This window comes from Paenibacillus wulumuqiensis (genome assembly GCF_000971965.1).
In the GTDB taxonomy this organism is placed as follows: Bacteria; Bacillota; Bacilli; order Paenibacillales; family Paenibacillaceae; genus Saccharibacillus; species Saccharibacillus wulumuqiensis.
On record NZ_LAQP01000001.1, the window covers coordinates 388,023 to 412,678 of the forward strand.

At 49.2% G+C, this 24,656-nt stretch carries 23 protein-coding genes; 8 read left to right on the plus strand and 15 right to left on the minus strand.

From position 1 onward, the window contains the following. Positions 1-118: 118 nt before the first annotated feature. Together WH45_RS09890 and WH45_RS09895 are read right to left on the minus strand one after the other, a co-directional pair. The gene (locus tag WH45_RS09890) at positions 119-2,128 is read right to left on the minus strand and encodes a TerD family protein (protein ID WP_046214195.1); all 2,010 of its coding nucleotides are present in this window, start codon (positions 2,126-2,128) and stop codon (positions 119-121) included. 196 nt (positions 2,129-2,324) lie between these two features. Then, positions 2,325-3,161 (minus strand): SPL family radical SAM protein, encoded by an 837-nt coding sequence (locus WH45_RS09895; RefSeq protein ID WP_046214196.1) that lies wholly within the window; start codon positions 3,159-3,161, stop codon positions 2,325-2,327. Between the two features lie 133 nt (positions 3,162-3,294). Here WH45_RS09895 and WH45_RS09900 point away from each other — a divergent pair, with 133 nt between their 5' ends. Further along, positions 3,295-4,068 (plus strand): GTP pyrophosphokinase, encoded by a 774-nt coding sequence (locus WH45_RS09900; protein ID WP_407668021.1) that lies wholly within the window; start codon positions 3,295-3,297, stop codon positions 4,066-4,068. Between the two features lie 183 nt (positions 4,069-4,251). On the opposite strand, the gene WH45_RS09905 is transcribed toward WH45_RS09900, so the two are convergent. Then, positions 4,252-4,692, minus strand: a complete 441-nt coding sequence (locus WH45_RS09905; protein WP_046214198.1) for a GNAT family N-acetyltransferase — start codon at positions 4,690-4,692, stop codon at positions 4,252-4,254. A gap of 199 nt (positions 4,693-4,891) precedes the next feature. Here WH45_RS09905 and pdxR point away from each other — a divergent pair, with 199 nt between their 5' ends. Together pdxR and WH45_RS09915 are read left to right on the plus strand one after the other, a co-directional pair. After that, positions 4,892-6,280 carry a MocR-like pyridoxine biosynthesis transcription factor PdxR gene (pdxR, locus tag WH45_RS09910; protein ID WP_046214199.1) on the plus strand — a complete coding sequence of 463 codons (1,389 nt, stop codon included), beginning with the start codon at positions 4,892-4,894 and terminating at the stop codon, positions 6,278-6,280. Between the two features lie 266 nt (positions 6,281-6,546). Further along, positions 6,547-7,527 (plus strand): NAD(P)H-quinone oxidoreductase, encoded by a 981-nt coding sequence (locus WH45_RS09915; protein WP_046214200.1) that lies wholly within the window; start codon positions 6,547-6,549, stop codon positions 7,525-7,527. 265 nt (positions 7,528-7,792) lie between these two features. Here the strand turns inward: WH45_RS09915 and WH45_RS09920 are convergent, their stop codons facing one another. From WH45_RS09920 to WH45_RS09930, 3 genes are all read right to left on the minus strand, one after another. After that, the gene (locus WH45_RS09920) at positions 7,793-8,404 is read right to left on the minus strand and encodes a response regulator transcription factor (protein ID WP_046214201.1); all 612 of its coding nucleotides are present in this window, start codon (positions 8,402-8,404) and stop codon (positions 7,793-7,795) included. Positions 8,405-8,422: 18 nt separating this feature from the next. Continuing rightward, positions 8,423-9,547, minus strand: a complete 1,125-nt coding sequence (locus WH45_RS09925) for a sensor histidine kinase (RefSeq protein ID WP_046214608.1) — start codon at positions 9,545-9,547, stop codon at positions 8,423-8,425. Between the two features lie 97 nt (positions 9,548-9,644). Beyond that, positions 9,645-10,676: a Delta(5) desaturase DesA gene (locus WH45_RS09930; RefSeq protein WP_046214202.1), complete on the minus strand. Its 1,032-nt coding sequence runs from the start codon at positions 10,674-10,676 to the stop codon at positions 9,645-9,647. Positions 10,677-11,065: 389 nt separating this feature from the next. Between WH45_RS09930 and bla the strand changes: the two genes are divergently transcribed. After that, entirely contained in the window at positions 11,066-12,055 is a 990-nt protein-coding gene (bla, locus tag WH45_RS09940; RefSeq protein WP_235338333.1) for a class A beta-lactamase, read from the plus strand. Positions 12,056-12,134: 79 nt separating this feature from the next. Here the strand turns inward: bla and WH45_RS09945 are convergent, their stop codons facing one another. Further along, complete coding sequence (locus WH45_RS09945) at positions 12,135-12,716, minus strand: TetR/AcrR family transcriptional regulator (RefSeq protein ID WP_046214204.1); 582 nt, start codon at positions 12,714-12,716, stop codon at positions 12,135-12,137. A gap of 273 nt (positions 12,717-12,989) precedes the next feature. On the opposite strand from WH45_RS09945, the gene WH45_RS09950 reads away from it, so the two are divergent. Beyond that, positions 12,990-14,228 carry an MFS transporter gene (locus tag WH45_RS09950; protein ID WP_046214610.1) on the plus strand — a complete coding sequence of 413 codons (1,239 nt, stop codon included), beginning with the start codon at positions 12,990-12,992 and terminating at the stop codon, positions 14,226-14,228. A gap of 187 nt (positions 14,229-14,415) precedes the next feature. Here the strand turns inward: WH45_RS09950 and WH45_RS09955 are convergent, their stop codons facing one another. The 3 genes from WH45_RS09955 to WH45_RS09965 form a co-directional block, all read right to left on the minus strand. Further along, a complete protein-coding gene (locus WH45_RS09955) occupies positions 14,416-15,303 on the minus strand; it encodes a class I SAM-dependent methyltransferase (protein WP_046214205.1) in 888 nt (295 codons plus the stop codon). Beyond that, the gene (locus tag WH45_RS09960; protein ID WP_046214206.1) at positions 15,284-16,216 is read right to left on the minus strand and encodes an NAD(P)/FAD-dependent oxidoreductase; all 933 of its coding nucleotides are present in this window, start codon (positions 16,214-16,216) and stop codon (positions 15,284-15,286) included. The genes WH45_RS09955 and WH45_RS09960 overlap by 20 nt, the downstream gene beginning before the upstream one ends. A 74-nt stretch (positions 16,217-16,290) precedes the next feature. Continuing rightward, the gene (locus WH45_RS09965; protein ID WP_046214207.1) at positions 16,291-16,692 is read right to left on the minus strand and encodes an Rrf2 family transcriptional regulator; all 402 of its coding nucleotides are present in this window, start codon (positions 16,690-16,692) and stop codon (positions 16,291-16,293) included. A 354-nt stretch (positions 16,693-17,046) separates the two neighbouring features. On the opposite strand from WH45_RS09965, the gene WH45_RS09970 reads away from it, so the two are divergent. Beyond that, complete coding sequence (locus WH45_RS09970; protein WP_046214208.1) at positions 17,047-17,907, plus strand: alpha/beta fold hydrolase; 861 nt, start codon at positions 17,047-17,049, stop codon at positions 17,905-17,907. A gap of 256 nt (positions 17,908-18,163) precedes the next feature. Here WH45_RS09970 and WH45_RS09975 read toward each other — a convergent pair whose 3' ends face one another. Next, the gene (locus tag WH45_RS09975; RefSeq protein ID WP_046214209.1) at positions 18,164-18,562 is read right to left on the minus strand and encodes an NUDIX hydrolase; all 399 of its coding nucleotides are present in this window, start codon (positions 18,560-18,562) and stop codon (positions 18,164-18,166) included. A 91-nt stretch (positions 18,563-18,653) separates the two neighbouring features. After that, a complete protein-coding gene (locus tag WH45_RS09980; RefSeq protein WP_046214210.1) occupies positions 18,654-19,349 on the minus strand; it encodes a Crp/Fnr family transcriptional regulator in 696 nt (231 codons plus the stop codon). A 242-nt stretch (positions 19,350-19,591) separates the two neighbouring features. Here WH45_RS09980 and WH45_RS09985 point away from each other — a divergent pair, with 242 nt between their 5' ends. Beyond that, the gene (locus tag WH45_RS09985; protein WP_046214211.1) at positions 19,592-20,158 is read left to right on the plus strand and encodes a GNAT family N-acetyltransferase; all 567 of its coding nucleotides are present in this window, start codon (positions 19,592-19,594) and stop codon (positions 20,156-20,158) included. An 84-nt stretch (positions 20,159-20,242) separates the two neighbouring features. Here the strand turns inward: WH45_RS09985 and WH45_RS09990 are convergent, their stop codons facing one another. Continuing rightward, complete coding sequence (locus WH45_RS09990) at positions 20,243-20,671, minus strand: DMT family transporter (RefSeq protein ID WP_046214212.1); 429 nt, start codon at positions 20,669-20,671, stop codon at positions 20,243-20,245. Positions 20,672-20,782: 111 nt separating this feature from the next. Further along, positions 20,783-21,445, minus strand: coding sequence for a serine/threonine protein kinase (locus WH45_RS09995; RefSeq protein ID WP_046214213.1), 663 nt, complete (start codon positions 21,443-21,445; stop codon positions 20,783-20,785). Between the two features lie 615 nt (positions 21,446-22,060). Between WH45_RS09995 and WH45_RS10000 the strand changes: the two genes are divergently transcribed. Beyond that, a complete protein-coding gene (locus WH45_RS10000; RefSeq protein WP_235338334.1) occupies positions 22,061-22,570 on the plus strand; it encodes a hypothetical protein in 510 nt (169 codons plus the stop codon). 201 nt (positions 22,571-22,771) lie between these two features. Here the strand turns inward: WH45_RS10000 and WH45_RS10005 are convergent, their stop codons facing one another. Beyond that, positions 22,772-24,607: a UbiD family decarboxylase gene (locus WH45_RS10005; protein ID WP_046214214.1), complete on the minus strand. Its 1,836-nt coding sequence runs from the start codon at positions 24,605-24,607 to the stop codon at positions 22,772-22,774. Positions 24,608-24,656: the final 49 nt, after the last annotated feature.

Sequence of the window (24,656 nt, forward strand, 5' to 3'; positions counted from 1 at the left end):
AAAGCTGCCGGATTCAATCTTGGCAGCTTCTTGTAATTTCAGTCGTAAATTGTGAAAGCAGCTCCGTTCGACGATACATCGATAAAGCTGTGATGGTAAGCATGCAAGACTACAAAAATTATTCTTCCACAGTTAGGCCGTACATTTTGCAGGCTTCCGGCAATCCACCCACAAAATATTTATCGGACGTCGTAAATGCCCAGGCGCCGTCGATTTTGCGGAATTGTCCGAGGACAAGCGTATCACACACCGCGCTGGGCATGTATTCAAACGTATGGTACAGATTAAGCTCGTTATCAATAATCAGTTCTACCCGCTGCTTGTAGGCATCCAGGGAACCGATAATGATGATTCGCTCGCAGTGAGACGGCAGCAGGGACAGGTTCAGATACATCAGCTTTTCCCAGGTAGTATCGTTGATCAGGCGTATGCAGCCGCTGCTATGCTCTGGCTGGTTGTAGAAGACCAGATCGTCATCGCTGAGACAGTGGTCGTGTTCATTGACGAGAAAAGCCGAGATATCGATATCGATCTCATCCTCCGCTTCCTGCTTGGACAGCTTGAGCTTCAATTCATGCTCCGGTGATACTTCGACCCGTGAACGGAGACGGTCTTCGACCTTTTTCAGCTGTGTTTTGTCCCATATCTCCACATTCAGCTGATCGGCCAGCTGGAGGGCTGCACGGCTAAAGTAGTTGGTGGCGGCTACCATATATTTGGTACAGTTATACATCTGCGCACCGGCATACACTTCCTGAATCGCTTTGATCGGCACAACATTGTTAAAGCATTTCAGCTGCACCGCTGTCCGGATGCCTGCTTTAGTGATAACCAAATCGACTCCATAATCGGGAGCATACGGATCGCTGGTCGGCATCTCCACTTCATATCCCAGCTTGGTGAACAGATCCTGCATATGATATTCAAATGTTTTGCCATCCAGGGCAATGTCTTCGAGAACGCCGGGAGTGAAATCATAGGTTTCCGTCAGATCGCTGATTCCATATTGCGCTCCGATCTTCTCCATACCAGCGTTATAGCCATTGCCGATGGCATGGAAGCGCCATTCTTCCTTGTAGGCATATAGAGCTCCCAGTTCCAGCGCTGTATTGTCCTGACACATACTCATGTCGATATGGTAGCGAAGCAGCTCGCGATTATCATAGGTCAGTATACGGATATACAGCTGTTCCGGCGCACCACCCGGCATGACGAGAGAGAAGAGTACTTTGTCCTGACCGGCCTGTTCGACAGCGGACAGATTAATAATGTACTGCTCCATATCTTCGGTCGGCAGCTCTCTTCCATCAATATGCGTCATGCCAATCGTGGATTTGTTACCGAAAAAAGTAATATTCTCAGCATCCAGCAGCTTATCCTGTGTTAACAGCATCGCTGCGCTAAGACATTCTTCGCCGAATGTTTTCCAGCCAATACCGATTTTGAGATTCCGGTGTTCGATCGGAACTTTGGCCCCTTTAATAATGGAAGTGGAGCCGGATAGATCTTCTGTACGGCTGATCCGTACCCGGCCGCTCAGAGGCAGATCAGTCTTGTTGACGTATTGGGAGAATCGGTTGAGTACTTTGCGATACAGCACGGAAGTCGCCAGGCTGGAGATTTTGGGTGCATGGGTCAGGTTGATGTTTTTAGGCGGCGTGGCTGCACAGCGCAGCGGATACCCTTTGATCGATACAAAGTTCCAAAACAGATGCGGTGCATGCATCGACTGCACGACCGGGACATATGGCGTAATCTCCTCATCAGTAAACCAGATAATATGTGTCAATTCGCTGGTATGGAAAAGATCAGAGAACAGATCCACCCGTTCTCCGGTAGAGGCATCCTTACCATAGATGCTGTTTTTCATATACTTGGGTGCACTCTTCTCATTGAATTCCGGCAAACGGTAAAATTCGCCACCCAGCTGGGCCAATACCTGAATGTCTCCATACATCGACAGTGGAGAGAATTTGTTGAATACAGTCTGCATATTATTGCGCTTCATATATCGCTGCAGACTTTCCATCGTATTAATGATAAATATGTATTTGATTTTGGCGCCATCGACATCCTGGCGTGTGAGATAGGACTGGTAAGATGCTCTGTAGTTGCGGACGGAATTCATGACAAGACCCCTTCATTCTATTTTATGAATAAATCTACGACTGCCTATGGAAAGGCTGGACCATAACCTGCATTTCCATCAATAAAAAAGCGAATCCCTCTGCTGACAATCAGAGAAAGATTCGCTCCTCATATGGTAGATATTAACACTTTAGATGGAAATAAGGAATACAAAATTATCCAGACGTAGCTTTTACTTAGCTTTTCAAAAATGCTTCTTCCTTGGATACTCTTACCCTGTCTGCAGGAAAATATTTGCCAAAGTAACGCCGGACTCGCTCGTGAATATCGCCTGCATACCAATCCTGAAATTCATGTTCCCGGAACAGCTCCGGCATCTCCAGCTGACGGGAGCGACGTCCTCCGGCTCCATCGCCGATCGTCAGGGTATCAATCCAGATATGATCGGCAGCGGACTGCAGCAATTCCGGGAAAGCCGGCGTAAACGGCAGTACTGGTGAAATAGCCGCCTGTGTGGTGATTCCCTGTTCATGCAGCTCGGTCAGCGCATTGATCCGCAGTCTGATGCCCGGCGCATAGGGTGCGAAGACCCGCTTAACATCTTCCCGATCCGTCTCGATAGTCATGGAGACCAGAAGTTCGCAGCGCTCCCGGAGCTGGAGCAGCAGATCCAGATCACGGGTAACTAGCGGACTGCGTGTCTGGATCTGCAGCATATCCGGCGGGTTCTCCAGCATAGCCTCCAGAATACCGCGGGTAATCCGGGCCTTGCGCTCGGCGGGTTGATAAGGGTCTGTTGCAGACGACATAAAGATATGAACAGGCTTGCCTTTAGATCGCAGTCGAGTCATTTCCTTATCATATATGACCGCAGCATTCGTCTTGATCTCCAGCCATTCTCCCCACGGCATGTCACGAAACTGCTGGATCGGCATCTGTCGAACATAGCAGTATTTGCAGGAAAAAGCACAACCGCTGTAGGGATTCAGCGAATGGGTAAATCCGACATCCAGATAACCTTTGACCTCGGTGAGAATCTTTTTCGAGAGTATGTCTGTAGTCTGTATGTTCATGTGTGTCCCTCCCGTACGATGAATCTATGCCGCTTATTTTTTCGTATTTTGTTTAGTAAACTTTCTTTTTGATTATTATTTAGGCATACTAAGTATATGGTTGTTCACGTTATTATGATTACAGGAGAGAATTATGGAAAATCAGATTCAGCAGTTGAAGTTAATTCGTAACAATATGACGCGTTTTATGATGATGTATGAATTCGCCTTAAAAGAGCTTACCACGAAAATCGAAATTCTGAACGATGAATTTCATGTTTTGCATGAATACAATCCCATCGAACATATCAAATCCCGAATCAAATCACCGGATAGCATTATGAAAAAGCTGCAGCGCAAAGGATTCGCCCAAAGCCTGGATGATATCAAGGAGACGGTTCGGGATATCGCCGGACTGCGCATCACCTGTTCCTTTACCGAAGATATCTACCGGGTCTGCGAGATGCTCACCAATCAGGCCGATATCCGAGTGATCGAGATCAAGGACTATATCCGTAATCCCAAGCCTAACGGCTACCGGAGTCTGCATATGATTATTCAGGTGCCTGTGTTCATGTCGGACCGGCAGGAAGATGTCTATGTGGAAGTACAGATCCGTACGATTGCGATGGACTTCTGGGCGAGTCTGGAACACAAAATCTTTTACAAGTATGAAGGCGCCGTACCCGAACATCTGCTGAATGAACTCAAGGACGCTGCAGACTCTGCTACTGCGCTGGATCACAAGATGGAGCGACTGCATTATGAGGTTCAGTCGATCAAGTCGGTCGACACGATGCAGCCCGAATACGAACTGATCCAACAGCTGACAGATAACCATCAGCTGAATATCCCGGAAGCACTGCTGCGGCTCGCCACCGGGTCACTAACCGGATCAGCCAAAGTAGAATTACCTGCCGACAAGTAACCCGCTGCTGAGATAGCACACGCCAAATAAGCCGCTCCGGTATAGAACAGGAGCAGCTTATTTGACGTATAACTGTATTTATTTCCTAGAGGTTCATTTTTACTGCCATAAAAATAAAGTATGAGACTGTATTCCACAAATTCTGACCATTCCATCTGACAACAAACAGCGAGATAGCTGTGATTACAACTCTTTACTATAATGGTCGTACTGCGTATCCAGCTCCATGCCTGCACGCTCATACAATGCTTTGGCTGGTGTATTATCCACATGCGTCTGCAGGATCACCCGCGCAGCACCATCATTTCTGGCAAAATTAAAAGCCTGCTCCAGCAGAGCACGTCCTGCCCCTTTCCCTCGGCAGTCACCTGCAATAAACAGATCATTTAATAAATAAATCCGGCTTATCCCGATTGACGTAAACAGCGGATACAGCTGGGTAAATCCTACAGCCTGTCCTTGCTCATAAGCGAGAAAGATAACCGATTCCCCTCTCTCGATACGTTCTTCGATAAACTTCTGAGCCGCTGCCGGGTCACTGTCCTGCCCATAAAACACCCTGTATTGATCAAATAATGAAGTCATGTCGCTCAGATGCTGCAAATTCGCTTTGATGATGTCCATGATCAGGCTCCTTTTGTTGGGCTGGCATTGATTCCAGCCTGTAATTTTATTTCATATTCTGTATCTGTTCTGTACAGTCCAGCTGGTTTCTTATATAGTATTTATAATTTCTGACATGTATAAAAGGTACAATTTTTCAGATTATAACATGTCAGATTATCATGTTACACTGGACAATTGTTAAAGGAAGGATAACGCAATGAAAGAACTATTAATCCATCTCGATCATAATCGGCCCAAATACATACAAATCTATCACTCGATTCGCTCATTGATCGAGGAAGGAGAGCTGCAGGAACATACGGCGCTTCCTTCAATCCGCCAGCTGGCCGAACAGCTCGGAGTCAGCCGTAATACGACACTGACTGCCTATGAGCAATTGCTTGCCGAAGGATATATTCGCAGTGAAGCCAAAAAGGGTTATTATGTAGAGCCTGTCGAAGAACTGGGCACAGATACAACACCCATTGGAAAAGGATTGCCGCCAGCAGCCGACCTGCCGTCGTTAATTGATTTTCGTATCGGCAGTGTAGACCGCGAATCGTTTCCACTGCATCAATGGCGTAAATGTGCCAATGCCATATTGCATCGGCCCGGGATCTATACGTACGGTCATTATCAAGGGGAGCCTGAGCTCAGACAGCAGATCATAGCCTATTTGCTGCAATCCAGAGGAATCCGGGCAACCGCTGACCGGCTGATTATAGGCAGCGGGACACAGCAGCTGCTCCTGCATCTGTCCATACTACTGAAGAGAAACGGCTGCACTTCGGTAGCCGTCGAAGAACCGGGTTATGATGGTGCACGCACCATATTTCATATGCAGGGATTGCAGACAGAGCCGATCCCGGTAACTTCCAGAGGAATCGATCTGCTGCAGCTGAGGAAGTCGGTATCCAACATCGCCTATGTTACTCCTTCCCATCAATTTCCGATCGGGGCTGTGCTGCCGGTATCGGAGCGTCATCAGCTGCTCAAATGGGCGGAAGAACGACAGGGATACATTATAGAAGATGATTACGACAGCGAATTTCGCTATCGGCATCAGCCAATCCCTGCACTTGCTTCGCTGCAGCAGGATGCCCCGGTCATCTATCTGAGTACCTTTTCCAAAGCGTTCCTGCCCTCGATCCGGTTAAGCTATATGCTGCTGCCGCCTGGCTTGATGGAGCAGTATGCGCAGACTTTTACCTTTGTCGAGCAGTCCTCATCGGCTTTGCATCAGCAGACGATGGCTTATTTTATGGAGCAGGGGTACTGGGATTCCCATGTGCGCAGGATGCGGGCGATCTACCGCCGCAAGATGCATGTGCTTGTTATGGCTTTGCAGGAGGCTTTTGGTGAAGAGATCCGGATCATCGGTACGCATTCGGGCCTGTATATTCTGGTAGAGATTCAGCACCCTGTTCCTGAAGAAGAACTGATCCGGCAGGCACTGCATCATGGTGTGCAGGTCTACCCAACGAATCGTTACTATTCCGCACCCACAGCAGCACAAAGACCCACGGTTCAGCTGGGCTTCAGTAACCTGACGCCAGAGCAAATTCTGACCGGTGTACGGCTGTTACGGCAGGCTTGGACCCAATAATCTAGTTAAAGCGCCCCATTTCTGGTTAAAAACCTGATAGCACCTGCTATCCGGCAATGGAATTTATTGCGCCATACAGGGTGTGCGGCAGCTTGGTAGAGGTCGCCGGGACAACGAACGAACTTTAAGCAGACTGGCGCATCTTCTCAGAGTGTCAGATTAGATGTAATGTAACTATTTACTTATGAAGAGGTGTCATTTCTTAATTAAATAGTGTAAAATTAATTGTTGTGCTATCTATTGAATTCACAAAGGAGTGTGCTGATATGAAAGCTATTATTGTTGAACAACAGGAAAATGCTAACGGGCTTAAGCTAACGGATCTTCCCGCTCCCGTACCTGCTCCCGGTGAGCTGCTGGTTAAGGTTCATGCCGCAGCGATTAACCGTACTGATATCGTGACCCGTGAGGGTAAATCCGGCTATGCCACCAATCCGATACTCGGTGTTGAGATTGCCGGCGTCGTCGAGCAGATCGAAGGGAGTTCCGAATACAAGCCTGGCGACCGGGTAATGGGACTCGTCAACGGTGGTGGTTATGCTGAATATGCTGTCATGCCGGCAGACCGGGCGATGAAGATTCCTTCCACCTATTCGTTCGAACAGGCTGTAGCGGTACCGGAAGTATTCCTGACTGCCTATCAGACGCTGTACTGGATCGGCCGTCTGCAGCCCGGCGAATCCGTACTCATCCATGCAGGTGCAAGCGGCGTCGGTACAGCCGCGATTCAGCTCGCCAAAAAGCTGAGTAATGCACAGGTCATCGTTACCGCCGGTTCCCAGGAGAAACTGGACTTCTGCCGTAATCTGGGCGCTGATGTGCTGATCAACTACAAGCAGCAATCGTTCGAGGAAGAAGTACTCAAGGCTACGAATGGACAGGGCGTTGATCTGATCCTCGACTTTGTCGGTGCGGATTACTGGGACAAGAACCTTGCCAGTATTAAAAAGGAAGGTCGCTGGGTGCTGATCGGTATTCTGGGCGGTATTCAGGTAGAGCAGGTGAACCTGTTTGCGCTGATGTCCAAATGTGTACAGCTCACCGGTACCCTGCTCACACCGAGAAGCGACGAATACAAGGCGCGGCTAACCGCTGATTTTGTCAAAGACGTGGTTCCGCATATGGAACAGGGCGAAATCCAGCCGATTGTCGATACGGTCTTCCCGCTTGCTCAGGCGATGGAAGCCCAGCAGCATATGGAAGCCAACCGTAATATCGGCAAAATCATTCTCAAAGTCGCCGAATAAGCATAATATGTAGAACATGTATGCATATTCCGAAGAAGCACCGGTATCTTCGCAAGTGCATACATTCCAAAAAAAGCTGCAGGGACAGGCATATGCCTGGTCTGCAGCTTTTTGATGTCCGGTTTCGGTTGTTGGCAGACAGATGCCTATCGCTCTGCCCGCTTTTGCTGCTGTCTGTTGGTTGCAAATAGCCTCCTTCAAGCTTGTAGCATTAACTTTTCTGCCTGTTTCCATACAAAAAAGCAGTGAATTTCAATAGCGAAATTCACTGCGATTTGAACCAGCCTTTTTCCTTGAAATGCTTGATCGCTTCGATCCGGTTGCTCACATTCAGCTTATCCATAATGATCGAGACGTAATTGCGGACTGTTCCTGTTGTAATAAACAGTTCGCTCGATATTTCCTTGGTGTTCTTGCCATCCGCGATCAGTTCCAGCACAGCCTTTTCCCGTTCGGTGAGTGGATTCTTCTCGCCGTAGTAGCCATCATCGATCAGCTCGGAAGCATAGATTTTGCGTCCGGCCATGACCATACGAATCGTATGAGCGAGCTCTTCAATCGGGCTGTCCTTGAGCAGATAACCCTGTATATCCGCTTTGAGCGCCCGTTCAAAATAACCGGTTCGGGCAAAAGTCGTGAGAATGATCACTTTGCAGCTGCTTGTTCCCTTGAGTTCCTCTGCCGCATCCAGTCCGCTTTTGGCAGGCATCTCGATATCCATAATACAGATATCCGGCTGCAGGGTGCGAACCAGCTGGACCGCCTCTTCCCCGTTCGTTGCTTTACCGATAACGGTGATGTCATCTTCGAGATCCAGCAGCGAAGCCAGTGCACCGAGCAGCATGCGTTGATCTTCAGCAATGACAATTTTGATCATATCCAGAACCTTCTTTCTTTATAACTGACGTTGTACCGCATTGGGTACGGTAATCCGCAGAGCCGTTCCGTCATCTGATGTAATCGACAGGTTCCCATTTACAAATTCAAGCCGTTCCTTCATGCCTCTCAGACCGTTGCCTGGGTAGCGCTTGGACTTTAGATTAATGCCTACGCCATTGTCCTTTACAGTTAACATTAACTCGGTCGGACTCGACTCAATCACGATATCACAGGCTGTTGCTTCACTGTGCTTGATCACATTGTTGATCGCTTCCTTGAGGCACATACCCAGTACATTTTCGGCGATCAGGGAGACGTCATGCAGATCATCATTCTGCGACAGATTCAGTTCGACATCCGCGACTTCCAGAATCTGTCGGGCCCGGAACAATTCATCTTCCAGGCGGGTACCGCGCATCTGGGTGACCAGTTCCCGCACTTCCTTGAGTGCCGTACGGGCAGTCTGCCGTACATCCAGCATTTCCTGCTCGGCCTGCTTTGGTTTGCTTTCGATCAGCTTGTAGGCCAGTTCGCTTTTCAGACCGATCAGGGACAGCTTCTGTCCGAGCGTATCATGCAGATCACGGGCAATTCGCTGACGTTCCTCCAGCTTCACCAGCTCGGATATTTTACGATTGGCATCTTTTAGCTGTCCCTGCAGATGATCCTGATGGGTCTTGTTGTGCGCCTGAATCGGTACGAGAATAACAGCGATCAGATTAATCATCAGCAGCGGCAGCTGACCGATAAATTCCGCCGTATCGGAGATCAGACTAACGTAGCTGAGTCCGAGTGTACTAAGCAGATTGATAATATACAGAACAAAAAATCCGACCTTGTTATGCACGCTTCCCAGGAAAAAGGACAGAAACAGCGAGAAATAAATAAAACCAAAACTCAATCCCATAATGACCGACAGTACAATTTGGATCCCAAACCATACATAAATCTGCCGTCCTTTGACGATCAGGGACAGCAGATTGGCGGTGAAGAATACAAGAATCAGGATTACACCGAAAACAAAACCTTTGATGGAGAACTGATCATAAATAAAGTAGAACGGGAGTATAAAAAAGAGCAGCCATATATACAGATTGATGCCGCCTGTACTTTTACGAAAGAGTTCCTGAAGATTATTCATCCGGGTCACTTGTACATATCACCATTGCTTTCTTGCTGTATTCCGGTGGAAAATGCATATTCTCCACCGGTCTACTTCCATTTTACTTCAAATTCATTCAGACTGCAGCAGATGCTTTTGGCTGCTTATTGCGTTTTTCCTGCTGCTTGAACTGACGGAAGCTGACGAATTTCTTGCCTTCTTCATCCCACAGACGGAAACGAATCGATTTGAAGCTTGTTTTGAGTGTAATGGTGGTTGCCTTTTGCAGTGGAGGCGTAGCGTTATGGGCATCCTCCAGATAATAGTTCGGTACACGAGGGCTCAGATGATGTACATGGTGGAAACCGATATTACCGGTGAACCATTGCAGTACCAGCGGCAGCTGATAGTATGAACTTCCTTCTACAGCAGCCTGTACATAAGACCACTCGTCTTCTTTTTCAAAGTAGGAATCTTCAAAGGTATGCTGTACATAGAACAGCCAGATGCCGAGCATGGTCGCGATGTAGAAAATAGGTAGCTGAATCATGACAAATGCTTTCCAGCCGATCAGCAGACACAATCCGGTGTACAGGGCAACAATCAGGATGTTGGTCAGGTACGTGTTGAGACGTTCCGGATGCTTCACTCCGCGGCGGTTAAAACGCTGTTGGATCAGGAATACAGCGATTGGGCCGATACCAAACAGTACAATCGGGTTACGGTAGAGACGGTAGCTCAGACGGGTATACCATGGTGCTTCTGCATATTCCTTGACAGTCAGGGTCCAGATATCGCCGGTTCCGCGCTTGTCCAGGTTGCTGCTTGTTGCATGGTGAATCGAATGACTCTGTTTCCACTGCATGTAGGGGGTCAAGGTAATGACACCTGTAATCGTACCGATAATATTATTCAGCTGACGGTTTTTGAAGAATGAACCGTGGCAGCAATCATGGAAAATAATGAACGTGCGGATAACGAACAATCCAGCGACAATCGTAATCGGAATTGTCAGCCAGTAGGATACCGACAGGCTCCAATACGCTGCGAACCAGAGTATAATCAATGGAAGAATAGTTGTGAATAGTTGCATAATACTCTTGTTAGAGTCATTTTTTTCAAAAGGTGCAACTTCTTTTTTTAATTGTTTGATGGAAGACATGAACATTTCTCCTTCGTGGGTTAGATACCCCAAGATAAGTGCAGTGTGTACAACAACTTTCCTCGTATCTCCATTGTATCGTTAGCTGGTGTTGGGATAAAGTCATAAGTGTCAGTAGTACACCATGACATTTGTCATGTATTTGGCAAATCAATATGTAAAAAAGATAATATAGTCTTATGAGGCCATATGGTCTATTTATATAAAATTGTATATATGTCGTCATTCCTGTGGAACAAATGTATATTAGACCAGAGCGCCCGTATCTTCTCCCCTGTCCCTGATTGCTCCATGACAGATTTATCAGATTCGTTCCATTGTTCCTTGTCCGGAAAATTCCTATGCTGGTTAACGAACAATGTCCCGATAACCATACCGGAAAAGGAGTGTTTTCCTTGAAAAAAGTACATCTGCACAAATACTCTTCCAGAGCGGCGTTGGCAATGGCAGCCCTCACTTTGTTAACTCTGACAAGTTCAACTCTTCCCGCCGCCAGCCAAGCGGAGGCTGCCGCTGTACCTCCTGCAGGTCATATGGCGATGACAGCTGCCAGCAGCATCAATCATACTGCTGCCCCTGCGCCTGCCAAGCATTCTAACGCCTCTGTCGTCACTTCCTTGAAGCATCTGGAACAGCAGCACAAAGGCCGGGTCGGTGTATATGCGGTAGATACAGGTACAGGTCGGGTCGTCGCTTACCGTCACAATGAACGCTTTGCTTTTGCCTCTACATACAAGGCACTTGCTGCAGCGGCCGTTCTGCAGCAGAGCTCCATCTCCGATCTGGACAGGGTCATCACGTATTCCGCCGATGATCTGGTCGAGTATTCTCCAATTACCGAGAAACATGTGGAGACCGGTATGACACTCCGGGAAATCTGCCTGGCAGCGATCCAGTACAGTGATAATACCGCTGGCAATATTCTGTTCCAGGAACTGAATGGCCCAGCCGGCTTCCAGCAAGCACTGCGGCAAATCGGTGATACAGTCACCCGGTCCGAGCGAATAGAACCGGAATTGAACGAAATCGTGCCCGGCGATTCGAGAGATACGAGTACACCACGGGCACTGGCACGGGATCTGCGCCTCATTACAACTACCGGCAAAGTACTGACTCAGGACAAGCGTCAACTGCTGACCGAGTGGATGAAAGGCAACACTACCGGCGATCAGCTCATTCGGGCAGCGGTACCGAAAGGCTGGGTTGTCGGTGACAAGACCGGCAGTGCAGCATATGGTACACGTAATGATATCGCTATCATCTGGCCGCCTGATCGTGCGCCGATTATCATGGCTATTCTGACCGACCATGACGACAAGGATGCCAAAACAGACAATGAACTGGTTGCAAAAGCTGCCCGGATCACGCTGAAGGCATTGAAGTAAATCTGAATTGTTCCATATAACAATAAAAGAATAACAGCAAAAGAGCCGACAGATAGCTGTATCCCGGCTCTTTTTGCTGTTATTCCAATACACTCAGAATAGTATGCAGTGACTGTTCGATCCAGGATGATTCCGGTCGGCTCTTGAGCATCACCGTCAGTCCAATCATATGCAACATCAGCGCTCTCGCCGCCGTTTCCACATTCAGATCGGCACGCAGTTCACCTGACTGAACTCCACGATTCATATGCTCCTGAAATACAGCTGTCAGATACATCTGATGCTCCCGGGTCAATATTTCAAATCGTGGATCATGCGGAGCCAGCTCCACCAGCGTATTAATGCAAAAACATCCCCGGCTGCTCTCACCAACTGCCGCGTCCTGAACCATCTGCTCAAATACATAACGGAAAGACTCCCGTACACTCTCCGCATACTGCAGCCGACCGCGAATCAGTGAGGCATGCTGCTGGTTATACCGCCGCAGAGCAGCCTCGAACAATTCCTTTTTATCTCCAAATGCCGCATACATGCTGGGCTTCTGAATCCCGATCGCCGCTGCGAGTTCATTCATGGAAGTCGCTTCATACCCCTGTCTCCAGAACAGCTGCATCGCCGTATCCAACGCAGCCTCCTTATCAAATTCCCGTGGTCTTGCCATCTGCCCCGCCCACTTTCTATACCAATCGTTATTTAATAAAAGCATAGTGTAGTTGTGCATTGATGTCAATTTTTAGTACTTGTAAAGAGGAATAACCTGATAAAGAGAACTGAAAGGTTGACATTTATTCTATGGCCTACTATCATTCACGTTATATTAATTACCGAATGGTACATAATAAAAAGGAGGGTATCCATGAAATCCGATCAGCCCACTATCTGTACACTGTCTGAGTCGCTGCCTGCTTCTGCATCATCCACCGACCCACATCAGATGCCACCGCGATCCAGCGAGAACAGCGTGAGCTTGCCTCATCCCGCAGCCATCCTGCCACGGCAAACCGTATTGTTGTTCGCCATTGCCTGCGGGATATCGGTGGCCAATATCTATTATGCACATCCGCTTCTGGATGAGCTTGCCCTGCAGTTTGACCTGAGTGCTTCCATCCTCGGCATGGTGATCACGGTTACCCAGGCCTGCTATGCACTAGGCCTCTTTTTCCTCGTACCGCTCGGGGACCGGATTAATCGTCGCCGTCTCGTAATGGTACAGATGTGCCTGTCTGTGCTCAGTCTGCTCGTGGTCGGCCTATCCGGCAGCCATCTTATGCTCTTCGCCGGGTTGGGAGCAGTCGGGCTGCTCGCTGTTGTCGCCCAGACGCTGGTCGCTGCGACCGCCAGATGGTCGAATCCCGCCGAGCGTGGACGCAATGTTGGGCTGGTGACCAGCGGTATCGTGATCGGTATTTTGCTGGCTCGTACTTTTGCCGGGATCATGACAGATATCGCCGGATGGCGCTCAGTCTATCTGGTCTCTGCACTGCTGCTCGCTGTGATTACCGGGATGCTGTATCGCGCTTTTCCCGTGATTCATGAAAAGGAGTCTTCCACCTCCTATGCTCGTCTTCTCCTCTCCACACTGCAGCTGTATGCGACGATGCCGTTGCTGCGGATACGCGGAATGCTCGCTCTGCTCATCTTCGGTGCCTTCAGTACATTATGGACCGCTCTTGTGCTGCCGCTCAGCAGTCCGCCCCATGATCTGAATCATACCCAGATCGGAGCGTTTGGCATTGCTGGAATTGCCGGCGCACTCGCTGCTGCCCGCGCAGGCAAGCTGGCCGACAGAGGATATGGACAGCGCACGACCGGTATCGCTTTGCTGCTGCTCATTCTCTCCTGGGTGATGATGCTCTGGCTGGATGTTACCCTGTTCGCTCTGCTCGCAGGCATCATTCTGCTGGATCTGGCTGTACAGGCCGTACATGTCACCAACCAGACGATGATTCTCACCGCCCGTCCGGAGGCAGGCAGCCGGTTGACCGGTGCATATATGATCTTCTATTCGATTGGCAGTGCGACAGGCTCATTTGCTTCCACACAGCTCTATGCTGTATATGAATGGACAGGTGTATGTATGCTGGGGGCGGCTTTCAGTATCGCTGCATTTGTGTTCTGGCTAGTAACACGGAAATACAGTGATACAACGAGTAATATGGGAAAAGTAATATGAAAATAAAGCAGCAAAGAATTGCGATGCAGCAGGCTCTGTTTTATGTCGTTCACCATTGTTATTACACAAGCCTCTATCAAAAAAAGACTGCCAGATAAGCGCTGGCAGTCCATGTTCATGTTATTCGGTTTACACTTCGGCTTAGTGATGCTTTGAAGCCTCAATGCTGCGGTGCTGGCTATCTTGTTCAGCTCATCGCCTGATCCTGCAGACGAATCAGCACTTTGCCAAAACGGCCGCTCTGCTGAATCTCTACCATTGGATCCGTGTATGTCTTTCTCAAGTAGTGTTCCGCTTCCCGAAGTGAGTCGCTGTCTGCAGGAATACCGTCAAACAGGAACCAGCCGCGCAGGTTACGAACCACCTGATCGAGCGACATTCGTATCACTTCACTCTCCCGTGTAATCAGTGACTGAAAGGAATATCCGTACAAATTCAGCAGCTGCATGATATAGGCCATATCCGAACTGTACGCAGGCTTGTCCTGCATCCCCAGTACCGGACGAAGCTCTTCAATGATGCTCAGTTCTCTCGGGCTGGCGATCGTGCTGATATAGCAAAAGCGGCTGGCACACTGGATCGCTTTCTCTACCATCTCCCATCCGAAGATCGCCGGGCACATCGAAGCAAATACCAGATCATACTTGCCTGCCCAGCCTTTCTCTTCCAGTACAATATCCTCGAAAGGTTCCTGAACGATCTCGATGCGGTCTGTCAGGTCAGCAGGAGTGCTTTCTCTCATTAATCCCGCCAGATGGACAGATGGTTCAACAGCTGTAACCATAGCTCCCTGCTCTGCAAAAGGAAGAGTGAATCCACCGGAAGCTGCGCCGATATCTAACACCGATGTATTGGCAAAAGATACTCCCTGGGTACGCATCCATTCCATAATCCGAACTGCCCGGCTGCGGCCTTCTACACCAAACGCTTTCTCATGAAAACTTCTGGCTCTCGCCGCCTCATTAAAAGCGTTAACCGGTTCTATACCGGATCGCAGCATACGATTAACTCCTGCTTCGGGGTCATTTACCCATGCGGTCTTCCATTGTTCTGGATCAAACAGGGATTGATTCATTGGATTCTCCTTTGCTGAATGTGTCTTCGCTTAACTCATGATTAATATGGACTGCGATCAGACTGCCCGCCGCTGCAGAGAGAATGAGCTGTGAGGAACCACCGCTCGCCGCTTCTCCTGCTGCGAACAGTCCGGGAACGCTGCTTCTGCCCGTCTCATCGGTCTTGATCCCGCCCAGTTCGTTCTTCTCGTAATGCAGTTCCTCGCCAAATGACGCCTGTGGCAGCTGTGCCGGGGTCAGGAAGCCGCCGGTTCGCTCAATCCGTGAACCATCTGTGAATTCTACCTGCTGCAGCTTGCCGCCCTCTCCATGAAAAGCGGCTACCTGCTGCTCCGTAACGATAATTCCTCGTGCAGTCAGCTGCTGCTTCTGTTCATCGGTCAGTACATGACTGCCATTGGTGCATACGACCAGATCACGGCTCCAGCCGTACAGCAGTTTTGCCAGATGATGCAGCCGCTCATGTTCCGATACGACAATCAGCGGCTGATCGCGCAGTTCCCAGCCATCGCAGTATGGACAGTTGAACAGGCTCTGACCATACATTTCCTGGGCACCTGGAATATTGGGCAGAATCTCCTTCAGTCCGGTGGTGATCAGTACTTTGCGGGCATGGAGAGACTCTCCTGTACCGGTAATGATCTCAAATCCATCCGGGACAGTACGTACTGATATGACCTCCTGCGGATAATGTGTGACCGATGGATACCCTAGCACTTCCTCATAAGCGATACGCCGGAACTCGGATGGTGTCACTCCATCCCGGGTCAGAAAGCCGTGCGAAGCATGAGTGACTGCATTGCGCGGCCGGTTATTATCGATCAGAGCTACACTTCTCCTCGCTCTTCCCAGTACAAGTGCAGCATTGAGTCCTGCCGGACCGCCGCCTATAATGGCACAATCATATATCATAGTTATTCCTCCCTTTTATAGCGGATATCAAAGACTATTAATATCCATAATTCCTGTGTAAAAAATGCTGCGGTTCAATGAACCGACGGCATTTTGGCAGCAAGCGCTGACAGCTTCTGATTTTGCAAATACGTCTCCATCTCATTCTCGGCGTTCAGCATCACCTGCTGCACCAGACATTCCGGTCCATGATCCAGCCCGCATTCGAACAGTGAAGATGTACCTTCAATTGCATGGATCACATCGAGAAAAGAGAACTCTTCCCAATTCCGCTTGAGCCGATAGCCTCCATTCGCTCCGGATGAGGATTCAATCATATTGGCTTTGACCAGCTTGGTCAGGATTTTGGATAAATAGGTAGGGGATACATGCAGTTTATCAGCCAGCGTCTGTACGCCGACCAGCCGCGCAGGTGTCACAGCAGCCAGATACAGCATGGCATGCAGCGCATAATCGGTTGCTTTGGAAAATTTCATAGAGATTCGTCCACCTTTATTACAGACTTTATTCATCTATGATAGCTCTTATTTTGTCCAAACGTCAACCAAATGCACAGCTGATCTGTCCGTCTGTCGGAGAGATCAGGCATTCCTTTTTTGCTGGCGGCAACCATGCGACCTGCTATAGATTCAATAAAACTGTAACCAGTGACCCTATCCAACCACATCCACCCGAGCAATTAAAGCTGTTAAACCAATCAAGGACTTTATGGGTCTATAATAGACTTAATCATTCTGCCTGTCAACTATATTTATGGAAAAGAAAAGGGATATTCCCGGCCATATTGGTTAAAAATCTATCATTAACCGGTATGGAGAGGAGAATGGCTGATGCTATTTGAAGGGTTTCAACAGACCACGATTCACACCAGTGAGATCAGTACCCGTGTCCGTTATGGAGGGGACGGTCCGCCGCTGCTCCTGCTGCACGGACATCCGCAGACCCATATGATGTGGCATGCAGTCGCTCCGCTGCTCGCGCGCGATTTTACCGTTATTATGCCGGATCTGCGTGGATATGGCGGCAGTTCCAAGCCCCCGACGACCGAGGATCATTATCCGTATTCCAAGCGAGCGATGGCGCAGGATCAGATTGAGATCATGAAGCAGCTCGGTCATGAGCAGTTTGCCGTCGTCGGTCATGATCGCGGCGGCCGCTGTGCCTACCGGCTGGCGCTGGATCATCCGCAGGCTGTCCGTCATCTGGCGGTGCTCGATATTATTCCCACCCTCGAAGCGTACCGCCGAACCGACAAGGAGTTTGCGATGGGATACTGGCACTGGTTTTTCCTTTCCCAGCCGTATGATCTGCCGGAGAGACTGATCGGAGCCAACCCGGAGAATTATTATTTCCATGGTAACCATGATCTGTTCCATCCGGAAGCGCTCCAGGATTATCTGTATCATATCCACCAGCCGGAGACCATTCATGCGATGTGTGAAGACTACCGGGCAGGAGCCACGATTGATTGCGCGATTGATGAAGCCGACCACGGCCAGCGGAAAATCCAGTGTCCGGTGCTGGCGCTGTGGGGTGAAAAAGGTAGTCTTCCCCAGTGGTACGACGTGCTGGAGATCTGGCGTGAATGGGCGGATGATGTACAGGGTCATGGCATTAACAGCGGGCATTACCTGCCGGAAGAAGCTCCCGAGGAGACGTATCAGGCGCTATATTCATTTCTGAAAGGTTAATAGGAAGCTGACGCTGAATGGTACACTATACAGGATTAACCGGGACTAACATCCACTACGAGTCAATAACTCCAAATGAAAACATCGCTTGTAGCTTATATATGCAGTATGGATCTGCACAATAGCCTATAGGGCTGCGCTAACCGCAAAAATCCCCTTTTGCTTTCAGTGATTCCTCATCTATCCATTCAGATGATTAATTCGCTGTCAGCCTTCGGGGATGATTGCTGTGCTTATACGGGTCTGCTATTACACATTATAGCAGGCCGCGTTGATGCATCTCTTCCATGATCAGCCGGGTAGCTGCCGAGGTACGCTCGATATCCCGGTAGCCGAGCCAGGCAATCTCTTCGATCTCGCTCTCCGGCTGCAGCTCTCCGTCGTATTCGCCGGTATAACAGGTCATGCGTACAAACGTCTCTTCGCTTTTGCCGTCTGCTGCCGCTTCGAATACGCCAAATGAAGATACCGATTCAGGGCGAATCCGTACAGACAGTTCCTCTTCGATTTCACGAATCAGTGTCTGTTCGTCGCTCTCGCCGGTCTCCCGCTTTCCTCCGGGAATATAGTACAGTGATTTGCCTCTGGAACGGGCGCATAGTATACGCTGATCGGCGATATGTATCCAGGCTACTTTATCGATGATTTTGGTCATTTTGTTCTCTCCTTTGATTCAAATCATAGTCTAAAATCGCGTATGACATTTTACGAATTACGAATTACGTATTGAGAATTACGAAAATGGCTCAAAATACGGCTGCCCCTGCCAGCTGGTACAGCGCCGGTCGATTGAGAACGGCAATATTGCCTCTTTTCCGTACAATCCAGCCCTGCTTTACAAACTGGCCAATGACCCGGTTAAGGTGCCGGTAGCTGGTTCCGATCAGATTGGCGATATCCGTAAGATTGTAATCGGCCGGATGACCGGTGATCAGCACGGGATTCTGGTCTGTCGTCACTGACAACAGGTAGCTGGCCAGCCTCGTCTCGACCGGATGCATCAGGTTGAAGCTCATCGAATCGGACTTGATCCGGAACTTGGAAGTAATGATTCGCAGCAGAAATTGCAGCAGCGGCGGATGATCCTGTCCGTACTTGTACAACCAGCGGTACGGGATGCCAAGTGCCTCTACAGGCGTTATCGCTTCGACCGTATTCATATTGTCGACTTTCTCAATATATTCGATATCGCCAATCATCTCCGGCGGGGTCTTGAACGAGAGTACCAGTGTCCGTCCTTCCGGCGAATTGTTCGAGGTCTTGGTCATGCCTTTTACGAGTACATAGAGAATGTCCGGCTGTTCGCCCTGCAGGCACAGCTTCTCCCCAGGCTCAAAGAGATACAGTGACACATGCGGAAGCAGCGGTTCGTGGAATACATCCTGAATGCCAAACTGCTGGAGATAGTCCATCAGCTGCTGTCGATCCTGATTCTCCTGCATATTGCGTCCCCTTTCTATACGCCAATTGATAACGAACATGCTGTCTGGATCATTATACCGAATAGCATCAGTAATGGGATTAGGACATATGTCCTTCACTATACCAGCACATGCGTTAGATTTATAGACTGCTGTGGTATGGATTAGAATAAGACCCCAATAGGCAGCCTATCTGTACAGGGATTATAATAAATACGATATGGCATCACCGATTCGATAGAAGACTACTGGAGGACAATTCAATGACATTAACAATGACTACTTACAGCGAATGGGATCAGCAGCTGTGGGAGCAGATACGTCCCATTTATACCGAGGCTTTTGTGCATGGAGCCAAGCCGGAGAGGATTCTCAAAGCGATGCTGGATCGGAAGATCGCCTTCATGCATGCCGGCTGGGATGAAGGAGAGCTCGTTGCCATGGCATTTACCGGTCTGAGTGGTCCGGAAGATGAACGGAATCTGATTATTGATTATATGGCGATTCGCCACGACCGGCGCGGCCAGGGTGAAGGGCGGCAGTTTTTTGGTCTGCTGCGTGACTGGGCGATAGAGCAGTATCACATACAGGCTGTTATTATTGAGGCTGAAGCCGAAGACACACCCGAGAACCGGGAACGGATTGTGTTCTGGGAGAAATGCGGATTTATCGCAACCGATTATATCCATCATTATATCTGGATTCCGGAGACCTATCGGGCGCTTGTACTGCCTCTTGCTCCAGGTCTGGAGATCAAGGATGACGGGCGCTCGCTATTCCGGCAGATTACTTCCTTTCACGAGAAGTCTTTTCGCAAAAATAAATCCTGATTCTGGCCGTGGTCATAGTCATAATCATAGTACAAATTATAAAAAAGCAGAGCCCTGTGTAGGCCCTGCTTTTTGGGTTGTTACTCAGCTGATGCGCAGAATAATCACACCGGCGATCATGATGCCGATCCCCACAAACTGGGGCAGGTGCATCGACTTTTTGACCGTATCAAACCAGCCTCTCGAATCAATCAGAAACGTCAGGCACAGCTGCGAGATCAGCACTGCTGATACTGTAAGCGTCGCACCGACCAGATGCATCGCGCTGATATTGCTGAATACGATAATCGCTGCAAAAGCTCCACCTATCAGATACAGCGGCTTCACTTCACGGAACCCGCGCCAGTTGCCTCCTCGCATGCGTACCAGAATCAGCGCAGCGAGAATAAATCCGCCCAGCTGATTGATCATAACGGCCTTCCATGTGCCGATATCCTGTCCTACCCGGGAGTTGACCACACCCTGCAGAGCAAGAAACGCACCGGCCAGAATTGAAAATAATACACCTTTCATCTTCTGTTCCTCCTTGTTTCATTCCTTGCTCATTATACCGATAATGGTGCGTCTCGTCGTTAGGACATATGTCTTGATCTACAGGAAAAGGACCGATTACCGAGCCATTCGTCAGGAACGCACCGCTGCCGCCAGATGTCTCGCTCTGTATCTGCGATAGATCTGGTAGCCTTTGCGTACCCCTTCCAGCACAAAGGAAGGCACTGGGAATACAACCCTCGAAGCGATCGGCCAATAGAATCGGGTATAGGCTTTTTTGAAATCCATCCACATCCGGCAGTCCTCCTGCTTGGAGAAATCGGATACATCGACGATCAATCCGCGTCCGTCGGCGATCATGACGTTTTTGGCATGTACATCATGAGGGCGCAGATTCCGGGAAGTCGCATAATCCAGCGCTTCATCGATATCGCGAATCGCCTGCCGGGAGATCAGGATTCCCTTTTTCATGCAATCATACAGCGTTGTACCATGCAGTCTTTGCAGGATCAGGAAATTCTCGCCTGCATAATAGCAGCGGGAATAGGCGGGATGCGAGCCCAGCAATCGGTACACTTCGGCTTCTTCTTTGAGCCCGGTTTTGCCATGTGCATAGACTTTGACTGCATAATCCGTATAGTCCGGATGGTAAAAGACGGCTGCATAATTGCCAGCGCCGAGCAGCACCCATGGTTTTGGATAGTGACGTACCTTGATCGGTTCCATCGGGTGAATACTCTCAATAACCAGCTGACTCAGAAACTGCTCTGTTACTTGCTTCAACAACTTCTCCATAATGACACTCCCTGTATTGGAAATTAAATGGGCTGCATGGTAGCAGCTATGTATAAGTCAGCCTGCTCCAAACAAAGCTGCTTCTGCTCTCTGTTCTGTGTCGATATCGATCGCTGCAGAGCGAGATGGGTTGCCGGATGTCAGCGCATCCATGTCTATCTATACGTACTTCTATTTTGGCATAAGGTTGCAGTAACAGCCATATTTATTTATCGGCAGCAGGTGCCAGGATATTTGGTTCTGATAAGTGAAGTGATCACACAGGAGCCGTTACAGGTCTGCACATCCGGCTTAATGATACACTTCCCGGGTATAAACATAAAGAAGAAGACCGTGTAAAGGTTGCTGGAGTTTAACGATGGAAGAACAACTGATTGACACTGTTTGAATATCTGACAAAGCTTGATCTGGCAGGCTTTGAACCATTCATTTTCCCATAAAAAGTCGAGAATCATCCGGACTATTATAGACACATAACAGCTCCCTTTGTCTGCCGAACATATAATATTAAAAACCTACCAACTATCTTAAATGTAAATTACTGGTTGTTAAAAGTAAAAATTTGTAATATATTCTTCCAGAAATTAAAATTATTCCCAAAAGGAGATCACATTAATGAAAAGTATGACGTCAAAGCTTGTTTTAATTCTGCTCGCGGTATTTATGCTTCAGCTCAACCATGTTTCTGCTGCTTCCGCCAAAAGCACCCTGGGACCAGGAGAGACGCTGGCCAAAGGCCAGATGTTATCCTCACCAAGCGGAAGATTTAATCTCGTTATGCAGAACGATGGCAATCTGGTTCTGTACAGAGATGCCGGTATTCCAATGTGGGATTCCAATACGGATGATGATGTATACAAATACTATGATCCGTTTTTAGGTCGTGAATTCCAGCGGTATCCGGAAGCTCTCACACTGATGGGCGGAACGCTGCGTGTCACTGACCCTTCCAAAAATATTGTATTCTGGACTGCAGATACAAAAGGCTGGAGCAATGCACACTATCAGGGCAATGTGCCGGCAGGATTGTTCGGCGATAGCCTGGTCGTTCAGGATGACGGAAATGTCGTTCTCTATGCGACTGGCAAAGGTCCGGTCTGGGCTTCCAATACCGGCGGACATTAATACATACAGGAGAGCCGCTTGGAGCGGCTCTTTTGTTCTACTCAAAATCCCGGAGAAATGCACTAAAAAGAACAGCTGCCGGTATGCGCAGCTGTTCTTTTTGTGTAAATTAACGGTCTGATGCCAACCTGCTGTGTACTGAACTGGACTATTCTATCGACACAGCAATAACAGCTTTTCCGGTGTAGCCATATCTACCTGTTAGCGCAGCTTGATGCCGCTCAGACTGCCACCGCTGGCAAACAGGCGCTCGATCTTCTGCTCCACCGCCGGATCGGGAATAAGCGGCGGCGCCTGATGAGGCTTGATCCGCGCATCGATGATCATATTATCACAGCCCCAGTGCTTGTTCTCGTAGAAGCTGTTCGTTCCATAGATATCATGGGACGGATTGCTGCGGGTAAAGGTCACCCACAGGAAATTACTCAGCGTCTCGCTCACCATCGTACTGTCATCACATAGAATAATCATCGGTACTGATGTCAGCGGCCCTCTCGCTTCCAGGCTCGCACAGATATCGGCCAGCTCCTGGCGTGCCGAAGCATAATCGGTAAATGGCGTACTCTGGACAGCGATCACACCCGGCATCACGAGCCGTGGATTGAACAGGGTACGCAGATGGTTCATTTCTTCCGGTACCTCGCGGCAAAGATCACGTCTCTTGTCGCCATAGGCGGCGAAGATGACTTTACTGCCGGTGTTCAGTCCGGTACCCGAGTAATCCAGTGTGTCGATCGTCGTATTGGTCTGGAAATGAATATCCCGGTGCAGGTCCATCCGCTCCAAGATATAGCCGATAAAATCGACTTCCCGGTGCGTATCCAGCGGAATCTGGTCTTCGGCTGTAATGAACAGATACTTGGCCAGACTGACCTGACCGGTACCCAGAATCCGGTTCGCAATCGTCAGAATCTCGGCCGGCTGCTTGACCTGCTGGTACGGAGTATACCGTTCACTACCGATCGCGAACAACAGCGGATGCACGCCTGCCGCATCGACCGCATGCACTTCCTTGACGCCCGGAATCTCCTGTTTGACCGCATCCCCGGTCAATTCATGAATCAGCTCACCGAACACCGTATCTTCCTGCGGCGGACGGCCCACCACGGTAAACGGCCAAATCGCATCATGACGGGCAAACACCTTATGGACTTTCATCAGCGGGAACGGATGAGTCAGGCTGTAGTAGCCCAGATGATCTCCAAACGGCCCTTCCGGCTTGGTCTCACCCGGATAAATCTCTCCGGTGATGACAAAGTCGGCGTCATTACTGATACAATAGCCGTCAATATAACTGTAATTAAATCGTCTCCCGGCGAGCAGACCGGCGAAAGTCATCTCGCTCAGTCCCTCCGGCAGCGGCATGACCGCAGACAGCGTATGTGCCAGTGGACCACCGATAAAAATACTGACTTTGAGCGGCTGTCCCAGCTTGTTGGCTTTGGCCTGATGCACACCAATACCGCGGTGAATCTGGTAATGCAGACCGATCTCGCGATTCAACTCATACTCATTGCCGCTCAGCTGGATACGGTACATTCCCAGATTGGAATTCATAATTCCCGGCTTATCTGGGTCTTCACTGTACACCTGCGGAAGCGTGACAAATGCCCCGCCATCCATCGGCCAGTGCTGGATCAGCGGCAGATCGCTGATCTGAATCTCCTGTGCTGTGACAGGCAGGCCGTTTGCTTTTTTGGAAGGCAGTGCTTTGAAGGCAGCCAGTCCATTTTTTATATTGCCAAAAGGATTTTTCAATGCTTTCATCGGATCACTGCGCAGAGCGATAATGTTTTCCGTGGATGCCCATGTGCTGCGGAAAATAAACCAGCTGCGGTCCATCGTACCAAAGATGTTGGAAGCTGCACGGAAACGGGTTCCTTTGACATTCTCGAACAGCAGCGCCGGACCGCCGGCTTCATATACTTTCAGATGAATAGCAGCCATCTCCAGATGAGGGTCCACTTCTTCCTTGATGCGGACCAGATGACCGTTTCGTTCCAGATCCATCAGGCATTCTTGCAGATTGCTGTACATAGATTTATATCTCCATTCATGATTCGGCTGGTATTTGGATAAAGCACAT

What these genes read in the sequence shown, in the direction of transcription:
- WH45_RS09930 (WP_046214202.1), bottom strand. Translation starts at nt 10,676, where the DNA reads ATGTTCATGTCTTCCATCAAACAATTAAAAAAAGAAGTTGCACCTTTT.
- WH45_RS09990 (WP_046214212.1), bottom strand. Translation starts at nt 20,671, where the DNA reads ATGAAAGGTGTATTATTTTCAATTCTGGCCGGTGCGTTTCTTGCTCTG.
- WH45_RS09975 (WP_046214209.1), bottom strand. Translation starts at nt 18,562, where the DNA reads ATGACCAAAATCATCGATAAAGTAGCCTGGATACATATCGCCGATCAG.
- pdxR (WP_046214199.1), top strand. Translation starts at nt 4,892, where the DNA reads ATGAAAGAACTATTAATCCATCTCGATCATAATCGGCCCAAATACATA.
- WH45_RS09960 (WP_046214206.1), bottom strand. Translation starts at nt 16,216, where the DNA reads ATGATATATGATTGTGCCATTATAGGCGGCGGTCCGGCAGGACTCAAT.
- WH45_RS09965 (WP_046214207.1), bottom strand. Translation starts at nt 16,692, where the DNA reads ATGAAATTTTCCAAAGCAACCGATTATGCGCTGCATGCCATGCTGTAT.
- WH45_RS09900 (WP_407668021.1), top strand. Translation starts at nt 3,295, where the DNA reads ATGGAAAATCAGATTCAGCAGTTGAAGTTAATTCGTAACAATATGACG.
- WH45_RS09890 (WP_046214195.1), bottom strand. Translation starts at nt 2,128, where the DNA reads ATGAATTCCGTCCGCAACTACAGAGCATCTTACCAGTCCTATCTCACA.
- WH45_RS09905 (WP_046214198.1), bottom strand. Translation starts at nt 4,692, where the DNA reads ATGGACATCATCAAAGCGAATTTGCAGCATCTGAGCGACATGACTTCA.
- WH45_RS10000 (WP_235338334.1), top strand. Translation starts at nt 22,061, where the DNA reads ATGAAAAGTATGACGTCAAAGCTTGTTTTAATTCTGCTCGCGGTATTT.
- WH45_RS09950 (WP_046214610.1), top strand. Translation starts at nt 12,990, where the DNA reads ATGCCACCGCGATCCAGCGAGAACAGCGTGAGCTTGCCTCATCCCGCA.
- WH45_RS09985 (WP_046214211.1), top strand. Translation starts at nt 19,592, where the DNA reads ATGACATTAACAATGACTACTTACAGCGAATGGGATCAGCAGCTGTGG.
- WH45_RS09895 (WP_046214196.1), bottom strand. Translation starts at nt 3,161, where the DNA reads ATGAACATACAGACTACAGACATACTCTCGAAAAAGATTCTCACCGAG.
- WH45_RS09970 (WP_046214208.1), top strand. Translation starts at nt 17,047, where the DNA reads ATGCTATTTGAAGGGTTTCAACAGACCACGATTCACACCAGTGAGATC.
- WH45_RS09945 (WP_046214204.1), bottom strand. Translation starts at nt 12,716, where the DNA reads ATGGCAAGACCACGGGAATTTGATAAGGAGGCTGCGTTGGATACGGCG.
- WH45_RS09925 (WP_046214608.1), bottom strand. Translation starts at nt 9,547, where the DNA reads ATGAATAATCTTCAGGAACTCTTTCGTAAAAGTACAGGCGGCATCAAT.
- WH45_RS09955 (WP_046214205.1), bottom strand. Translation starts at nt 15,303, where the DNA reads ATGAATCAATCCCTGTTTGATCCAGAACAATGGAAGACCGCATGGGTA.
- WH45_RS09920 (WP_046214201.1), bottom strand. Translation starts at nt 8,404, where the DNA reads ATGATCAAAATTGTCATTGCTGAAGATCAACGCATGCTGCTCGGTGCA.
- WH45_RS09995 (WP_046214213.1), bottom strand. Translation starts at nt 21,445, where the DNA reads ATGGAGAAGTTGTTGAAGCAAGTAACAGAGCAGTTTCTGAGTCAGCTG.
- WH45_RS09915 (WP_046214200.1), top strand. Translation starts at nt 6,547, where the DNA reads ATGAAAGCTATTATTGTTGAACAACAGGAAAATGCTAACGGGCTTAAG.
- WH45_RS10005 (WP_046214214.1), bottom strand. Translation starts at nt 24,607, where the DNA reads ATGTACAGCAATCTGCAAGAATGCCTGATGGATCTGGAACGAAACGGT.
- WH45_RS09980 (WP_046214210.1), bottom strand. Translation starts at nt 19,349, where the DNA reads ATGCAGGAGAATCAGGATCGACAGCAGCTGATGGACTATCTCCAGCAG.